We start from the raw sequence: 7,527 nt of genomic DNA on the forward strand, positions 1-7,527 counted from the left end.
TCCCCCGCCGTCCGGGCGGGTGCGGAATGATCCAGATCCTCTTCGCCGTGCTCGGCGTCCTCCTCTTCGTGCTGCTGACCGTCGGCACCGGGCTCGCGGTCGCCGCCGAGTTCTCGCTGACCGCGCTCGAGCGCAGCACCGTGGACGCCAACGTCCGCCAAGTCGGCGACCGGCGCGCCCTGACCGTCCAAAAGGCCCACCGGACGCTGTCCTTCCAGCTCTCCGGCGCCCAGGTCGCGATCACGCTCACCACGCTGATCACCGGGTACCTGGCCGAGCCGCTCATCGGCGAGCTCGTCCGGCCGCTGCTCACCGGCGTCGGGCTGCCCGAGACGTTCGCCGCGGGGGCGTCGATCGTGCTCGCCCTCGTCATCGCCACCTCGCTGTCGATGATCCTCGGCGAAATGGTGCCGAAGAACCTCGCCATCGCCCGGCCGCTGCCGACCGCGCGGGCCGTCGCCGGCTACCACTCGCGGTTCTCCTCACTCTTCCGATGGCTCATCACGCTCATGAACAACAGCGCGAACTTCCTCGTGCGCAAGTTCGGCGTGGAGCCCCAGGAGGAGCTGCGGTCCGCGCGCTCGCCGCAGGAGCTGGGCTCGATCGTGCGCTCCAGCGCTGAAAGCGGCACGCTCGACACGTCGACCGCGGAGCTGCTGGACCGCTCGCTGCGGTTCGGCGAGCGCACCGCTGAGGAGCTCATGACCCCGCGGGTGCAGCTCGAGTCGCTCGCGATCGACGACACCATCGAGGACCTCATCGACATCTCGCGCCGCACCGGCTTCTCGCGGTTCCCGGTGCACGCCGAGGACCTCGACGACGTCCGCGGCGCCGTGCACGTCAAGCAGGCCTTCGCAGTGCCCGCCGCCGACCGCGCCGCGGTGCCGATCGGCTCGGTCATGCGGCCGGTGCCGACCGTGCCCGAGTCGCTGCCCGGCGACGACCTGCTCAACCGGCTGCGCGACTCCCGCTTCCAGCTGGCGATCGTCGTCGACGAGTACGGCGGCACGGCCGGGCTGGTGACCTTGGAGGACGTCGTCGAGGAGATCATCGGCGACGTCCGCGACGAGCACGACGACCGCGAAGCGCCGGCGTCCCAGCAGGTCGGCACCGACAGCTGGCTGGTGTCCGGGCAGCTGCGGGCCGACGAGGTCACCGACGTCACCGGCTTCCGGATGCCGGACGGCGACTACGAGACCATCGCCGGGCTGATCCTCGAGCGGCTGGGCAAGATCCCCGCCGAGGGTGACGCCGCGGAGGTCGACGGCTGGCGGCTCACCGTGACCACGATGGACAAGCGGCGCGTCGCCGAGGTCGAAGTGGCCCCGGTGCGGACACCGGCCGAAGCCGAGGTGGCCTCGTGAGCGACTGGCTGAACATCGCCCTCGTGGTGGTCCTGCTGCTGCTCAACGCCTTCTTCGTCGGCGCGGAGTTCACGCTGATCTCCTCGCGGCGGGACAGGCTCGAAGCGCTGCTGGAACAGGGCAAGACACGCGCGAAGATCGTGATCAACGCGAGCAAGCACGTGTCGCTGATGCTGGCGGGCGCGCAGCTGGGCATCACCATCTGCTCACTGCTGCTCGGCCGCCTCGGCGAGCCCGCGATCGCGCACCGGCTCTCGGCGTTCTTCGACCTGCTGGGCCTGCCCGAGACGCTGCTGCACGCGATCTCGTTCGCCATCGCGCTGGCGTTCATCACCGTGCTGCACGTCCTGATCGGCGAGATGGTGCCGAAGAACCTCGCCATCGCCGAGCCCGAGCGGCTCGCGCTGTGGCTGGTGCCGGTGCACGTCGGGTGGGTCAAGCTCGCCAACCCGTTCATCTGGCTGCTCAACTTCGTCGCCAACTCGCTGCTGCGCGCGGTGAAGGTCGAGCCGAAGGACGAGCTCGAGACGGCGTACACGTCCGACGAGCTGGCCGAGCTGCTCAGCGAGTCGCGGCGGGAAGGCCTGATCGACCAGTCCGAGCACCGGCGGCTCACCCAGACGCTGTCGTCGGTGCAGAAGACGGTGGCCGACGTGCTGGTGCCGACGGCCGAGCTGACGACCCTGCCCTGCGGGCCGACGGTCGGCGACGTCGAGCGGGCGGTGTCGTCCACCGGCTTCTCGCGGTTCCCGGTGTGCACCGACGACGGGCGGCTGACCGGCTACATCCACGTGAAGGACGTCCTCGACCTGGCCGGGCAGGACCCGGCGACGAGCGTGCCGACGGCCAAGACGCGTGCGCTCACCGAGCTGCGGGCCGACGCCCGCCTCGACGTCGCGCTGTCGGCGATGCGCAAGGAAGGCAGCCACCTGGCGCGGGCACTCGACGTCGACGGGAAGGCCGTCGGGGTCGTCGCACTGGAAGACCTCGTCGAGGAGTACGTGGGCACCGTGCGCGACGGAACCCACGTGGGCGCATGACCGCCGTCGACGTGCTCGCCGAACCGGACTGGCTGGCCCGGGAGGCGGCGCACGTCGAGCGGATGCGGCGGTGGACGGTCCCGCACCAGGAGCGGCGCTCGCGGGGCGAGAAGCACCCGGTGCTGGACTTCCTGTTCACCTACTACTCGTTCCGGCCGTCGCACCTGCAGCGGTGGCAGCCCGGGCCCGGCGTCGCGCTCGCCGGGCCCGCGGCGCGGCGTTTCCTGGACCGCAAGGGCTACGCCGAGACCGCCGACGGGGTCATGCTAGATCCCGCGGGGTTCACCGAAGGCAAGCAGCGGACCGCGGAGTTCGTCCTCGGCCTGCTGACCGCGACGGCGTCCCGCGCGCCGCGGCTGAGCTGCTTCGGGCTGCACGAGTGGGCGATGGTCTACCGCGAGCCGGCGGACTCGGTGCGACACAACCAGGTCCCGCTGCGGCTCGGCTCGGCGGGCACCGACGAGGTCGTCGAGTCCCTGGACATCCGGTGCGGGCACTTCGACGCGTTCCGGTTCTTCACCGCCGACGCCCGGCCGCGCAACGAGCTGACGCCGTCGCGGGAGACGCAGGTCGCACTCGAGCAGCCGGGGTGCCTGCACGCGAACATGGACCTGTTCAAATGGGCGTACAAGCTCGATCCGTTCGTGCCGGCGGAGCTGGTGGCGGACGGGTTCGAGCTGGCCGTCGAGATCCGGACGCTGGACATGCGGGCGAGCCCGTACGATCTGGCCGAGCTCGGCTACCCGCCGGTGCGGATCGAGACGGCCGAGGGACGCGCCGAATACGCCAGGGCCCAGGCGGATTTCGCCCGGCGGGCGGCACCGGTGCGTGCTCGCCTGATCGCGCACTGCCATCGCCTGGTCAGCGCAGCACCCTGAGTACGCGCCACTGTGAGTCAGATTATTCTCTCACTGATACTCACCTGTTAGGGTGATAACGGTTTCATTGCATCGCAGCGCGTACTTGACATGCGCCGACGCCGAAAGGACGACCATGGGGCGACACGCCCGGGACGACGAGCCCGTGCCGCACCCTCAGGACCGTGGCGGGGCGCCGGGCGGACGCCGCCCGGACGAGCCTCGCGCCGCAGGACGCGGCGAGGCATCGGGCGCGCACCCGGTCGCGGGCACCCCGAAGCGCAGCTCCATCTCGGACGCCTTCGGGATCGCCGGTCGTGGTGCCGCTCGCGGTGATTCGTCGGGCTACTTCGTCTCCGGGGGCGGCGAGCCGGCCGGCTCTGCGCGCCGCGGTGAGGCTTCCGGTTCGTACCCGGTGGCCGGGCGTGGCGAGGCTTCGGGTTCTTACCCTGTCGCGGGCCGCGGTGAAGCTCCTGCCGGCCGTCGTGGTGAGGCTTCCGGTTCCTATCCCGTCGCTGGCCGCGGTGAAGCTCCCGCCGGCCGCCGGGGTGAGGTCTCTGGCTCCTACCCTGTCGTCGGCCACGGTGAGGCTCCCGCAGGGCGCCGCGGTGAGACCTCTGGCTCCCATCCCGTCGCCGGCCGTGGTGAAGCTCCCGCAGGCCGCCGGGGCGAAGCATCCGGTTCCTACCCCGCCGCCAGCCGCAGTGAGGCTCCTGTCGGCCGCCGCGGTGAAGCCACCGGCTCCCACCCCGTCGCCGAACGAGGCAAATCGTCCCGCGCCACTCGCCGTGGCGAGGCTTCCGGCTCCTACCCCGTCGCCGGCCTCGGTGAAGCTCCCGCAGGCCGCCGGGGCGAAGCCACCGGCTCCCACCCTGCCGCCAGCCGCAGTGAGACTCCCGCAGGCCGCCGGGGCGAAGCCACCGGCTCCCACCCCGCCGCCGAACGCGGCGAATCTCCCCGCGCCACTCGCCGAGGCGAGGCCACCGGCGCCAACCCCGTAGCCGGCCGCGGCGAAGCCACCGGTGCCCACCCGGCCCGTCGGGGCGAAGGCGGCGGCCGCCGCCGGGTCAAAGCCGCGCCTGCCCGGCCCGCGGAGTCGGCCGCCGAGCGGACCGAGGTCATCACCCGGCACGACGAGGCCTCCGGTGACTACCCGATCACCGCCCGGACCGCCGGCAAGACCGAAGACACCGGCTCCCAGCGCACCCTCGAGCGCGAAGAAGCCCCCGAAAGCACCTCGCGCCGCGGCCGCCGTCGCCGTGAAGCCGCCGAGGACGAGACCCCCGGACGGCTTCGCGCCCCCGGCCGCACCGACGCCACCGCCCCCTCGGGCAAGAGCGAGAACACCGGCTCGCACCGGACCCTCGGCAAGGGCGACGCCACCGGCTCACACCGGATCGTCGGTAAGAAGGCGCCGCGGCGCCGGATCGCCGGCTGGCCGATCGCCTGCGCCGTGCTCGCCGCCCTGATCGGGCTCGGCGTGATCGGCTGGAACTGGGCCGACAGCGAGCTCAACAGCCGCGCCGAGGCCCAAGCCGCCAGCTGTTCCGGCGGCACGTCTCAGATGCGGATCCTCGTCACGCCGAGCGTGCAGAAGCCGCTCACCGCCTCGGCCGACCGCTGGAACCAGGCCGCCACCGTCGTCCACGGCCAGTGCGTGCACGTGGTGATCGAGGCCAAGCCCTCCGCGCAGGTGCTCGACGCGCTGGTCGGCCGGACCAACCTCGACGCGATCGGCGGGCTCCCGGCCGCGTGGCTGCCGGAGTCGTCGTACTGGGTCAGCGAGCTCACCACCAAGAAGCCCGAACTGATCGGCTCGCCCGCGCAGTCGGTGGCTAACGCGCGGTCGGCGGACTACCCGTTCATCGGGCTCACCGGGCAGGGCATCGACGACACCGTGCTCCGCGCCGCCCAGACCTTCCGCGAGTACCTCGAACAGCCGGCTCAGCAGGCCGACTTCGCCGCCGCCGGGATCAAGTCGACCTAGACGCGCGTGCCGTTGTCGAGCTCGGCCACCACCGCGAGGTCGTCGTCGGCCAGCTCGAAGTCGAAGATCCCGAAGTTCTCGCGGGTCCGGGTCGTCGTGGCCGAGGCCGCCACGGCGACCGTGCCCGCCTGCAGGTGCCACCGCAGCACGATCTGGGCGGGCGTCTTGCCGTACTTCGCCGCGAGCGCGGTGACCGTCTCGTCGGCGAGCAGGCCGGCGTTGGCGGCCGGGCTCGACGCGGCGGTCACGATGCCGCGCTCGGTGTGGAACTCGCGCAGCGGGAGCTGCTGCAGCCACGGGTGCAGCTCGATCTGGTTGAGCACCGGGACCGCGCCGGTGGCGTCGATCAGCCGGCGCAGTTCCGCGACGCCGAACCCGGCGACCCCGACCGCGCGGACGCGGCCGTCGGCGCGCAGGCGGCTCAGGGCGCGCCAGGTGTCGGTGAACGCGCCTTTCGTGCCGTCCAGCAGGCACAGGTCGGCTTGCTCGAGCTGGAGCGCGGTCAGTGCCTGGTCGGCGGCGCGGCGCGCGACGTCGTAACCCTGCGCGGGCACCTTGACGCTGACGAACAGCTCTTCGCGAGGCACTCCGGCGAGCGCGTCGCCCACCGCGGCCTCGGTCCCCGGCGCAGTGTCGAAGCCCCGGTAGCCGGTGTCGAGGGCGATGCGGACGGCGCGGCCGGTTTCGGCCGCGGTCAGGCCCGCGACACCGAACAGCAGCTGGGGGATGCGGACTCCGTCGGACAGGGCGAGCGAAGGCGGGACGGCCATCTACCGGTGATCCTCACGTCGGATGCTGCGCGGGTGCGTCCCATCATTCCACCGACGCGGCCCGCTCGCGCAGGTATGCGGCCGTCGCCGGGTCGGCCGGGAAGAACGACTCGATGACCAGTTCCGCGACCGTGACGTCCAGCGGCGTGCCGAAGGTGGCCACCGTGCTGAAGAACGTCAGGTCGGTGCCTTCGTGACGGAACTTGAGCGGCACGAAGATGTCACCCGGTCCAGGGACCTCCACCTCGGGCACGGGCTGGTCGCAGGGGTAGCCGCGCAGCTCGTCCAGGAGATCGGTGAGCCCGGGGTCCGCGGTCTGGCCGACCTGACGCCGCAGCCGGCCGAGCAGGTGGGCGCGCCACTCCCCCAGGTTCAGGACGTGCGGGGCCATGCCGTCGGGGTGCAGGGTCGCGCGCAGGACGTTGGTGGTCAGCTCGGGCGGGATCCCGGCGACGAACAGGCCGGTGGCGGCGTTGGCGTCGACGAGGTTCCAGCCCCGGTCGACGACGGCGGCGGGATAGGGCTCGTGGCTCGCGAGCAGCTGCCGGACGGCCTGGCGGACGGCGGACATTTCCGGGTCCCCCAGCGCGTTCTCGGTGTAGGCGGGCGCGAACCCGGCGGCGAGCAGCAGCCGGTTGCGCTCGCGCAGCGGCACGTCGAGGTGTTCGCCGAGGCGCAGCACCATGTCCCGGCTCGGCCGGGAGCGTCCGGTCTCCACGAAGCTGAGGTGGCGGGTGGAGATGTCCGCCGAGATCGCCAGGTCGAGCTGGCTGATCCGGCGCCGGTCCCGCCATTCCCGCAGCAGCTCCCCGACGGGCCGTTGCCGCGTCGCCTGCACCGTAGTCGTCACGCGAGCGACGCTACGGCGATCACGGGGTCGCTGCCATTACTTCGGGGGTAATGGCCCACGCGGCTCGTTCGCCGCCCCGGCATTACCTCGCGCGTAATCGACGGGCCACTGCTCGTCCGCCACAGTCGGTCTCAGCACAGGACGACGACAACCCGTTGTCCCCCAACGAAAGGAACCGCCATGACCGACGTGCGCACCCTTGTCGAGCAGTACATCGCCGTCTGGAACGAGACCGACGGTGACAAGCGCCGGGCCCTCATCGGCGATCTCTTCACCGAGGGCGCCGGCTACACCGATCCGCTCGGGGCCGTCACCGGGCACGACGGGATCGACCAGTTCGTCGGCGGGGCGCAGCAGCAGTTCGCCGGGCTGACCTTCAGCCTGCCCGCCGAGCCCGACGCGCACCACGACCTCGCCCGGTTCCAGTGGTACCTCGGCACGCCCGGGGCCGAGCCCGTCGCCATCGGGTTCGACGTCGTCGAGCTCGAAGGCGGGAAGATCGCCAAGGTGCACGGTTTCCTGGACAAGATCCCGGGCTGAAAAGATGGGCGTGGGGGGGGGGCGGCCGGGGGGGCCCCCCCCCCGGCCGGGGCCGCCCCCCCCCGCCCTCGACCAGTTCACCGGCCAGGCGGGCTCGGCGCTGTGGTTCGACTCGAACC

The 7,527-nt window shown here is 72.2% G+C and carries 7 protein-coding genes; 5 read left to right on the forward strand and 2 right to left on the reverse strand.

The window, feature by feature from the left end; genetic code table 11:
* The first annotated feature begins 26 nt into the window (after positions 1-26).
* The 4 genes from QQ657_RS49200 (at position 27) to QQ657_RS49215 (ending at position 5,248) form a co-directional block, all read left to right on the forward strand.
* Positions 27-1,364 (forward strand): hemolysin family protein, encoded by a 1,338-nt coding sequence (locus QQ657_RS49200; RefSeq protein WP_284749349.1) that lies wholly within the window; start codon positions 27-29, stop codon positions 1,362-1,364.
* Positions 1,361-2,404 carry a hemolysin family protein gene (locus QQ657_RS49205; RefSeq protein WP_284749350.1) on the forward strand — a complete coding sequence of 348 codons (1,044 nt, stop codon included), beginning with the start codon at positions 1,361-1,363 and terminating at the stop codon, positions 2,402-2,404. Before QQ657_RS49200 ends, QQ657_RS49205 begins: the two co-directional genes overlap by 4 nt.
* Entirely contained in the window at positions 2,401-3,282 is an 882-nt protein-coding gene (locus QQ657_RS49210) for a 3-methyladenine DNA glycosylase (RefSeq protein ID WP_284749351.1), read from the forward strand. The genes QQ657_RS49205 and QQ657_RS49210 overlap by 4 nt, the downstream gene beginning before the upstream one ends.
* 115 nt (positions 3,283-3,397) lie before the next feature.
* Positions 3,398-5,248 carry a hypothetical protein gene (locus QQ657_RS49215; RefSeq protein WP_284749352.1) on the forward strand — a complete coding sequence of 617 codons (1,851 nt, stop codon included), beginning with the start codon at positions 3,398-3,400 and terminating at the stop codon, positions 5,246-5,248.
* On the opposite strand, the gene QQ657_RS49220 is transcribed toward QQ657_RS49215, so the two are convergent.
* Positions 5,245-6,018 (reverse strand): aldo/keto reductase, encoded by a 774-nt coding sequence (locus QQ657_RS49220; RefSeq protein ID WP_284749353.1) that lies wholly within the window; start codon positions 6,016-6,018, stop codon positions 5,245-5,247. The two genes, QQ657_RS49215 and QQ657_RS49220, sit on opposite strands and share 4 nt — an antisense overlap.
* A 43-nt stretch (positions 6,019-6,061) precedes the next feature.
* Positions 6,062-6,868 carry a helix-turn-helix domain-containing protein gene (locus QQ657_RS49225; protein WP_434056860.1) on the reverse strand — a complete coding sequence of 269 codons (807 nt, stop codon included), beginning with the start codon at positions 6,866-6,868 and terminating at the stop codon, positions 6,062-6,064.
* 180 nt (positions 6,869-7,048) lie between these two features.
* Here QQ657_RS49225 and QQ657_RS49230 point away from each other — a divergent pair, with 180 nt between their 5' ends.
* Positions 7,049-7,408, forward strand: coding sequence for a nuclear transport factor 2 family protein (locus tag QQ657_RS49230; RefSeq protein ID WP_284749354.1), 360 nt, complete (start codon positions 7,049-7,051; stop codon positions 7,406-7,408).
* Positions 7,409-7,527: the final 119 nt, after the last annotated feature.

Source organism: Amycolatopsis ponsaeliensis (genome assembly GCF_030182635.1).
Taxonomy (GTDB): domain Bacteria; phylum Actinomycetota; class Actinomycetes; order Mycobacteriales; family Pseudonocardiaceae; genus Amycolatopsis; species Amycolatopsis ponsaeliensis.

What these genes read in the sequence shown, in the direction of transcription:
- QQ657_RS49210 (WP_284749351.1), top strand. Translation starts at nt 2,401, where the DNA reads ATGACCGCCGTCGACGTGCTCGCCGAACCGGACTGGCTGGCCCGGGAG.
- QQ657_RS49215 (WP_284749352.1), top strand. Translation starts at nt 3,398, where the DNA reads ATGGGGCGACACGCCCGGGACGACGAGCCCGTGCCGCACCCTCAGGAC.
- QQ657_RS49220 (WP_284749353.1), bottom strand. Translation starts at nt 6,018, where the DNA reads ATGGCCGTCCCGCCTTCGCTCGCCCTGTCCGACGGAGTCCGCATCCCC.
- QQ657_RS49230 (WP_284749354.1), top strand. Translation starts at nt 7,049, where the DNA reads ATGACCGACGTGCGCACCCTTGTCGAGCAGTACATCGCCGTCTGGAAC.
- QQ657_RS49200 (WP_284749349.1), top strand. Translation starts at nt 27, where the DNA reads ATGATCCAGATCCTCTTCGCCGTGCTCGGCGTCCTCCTCTTCGTGCTG.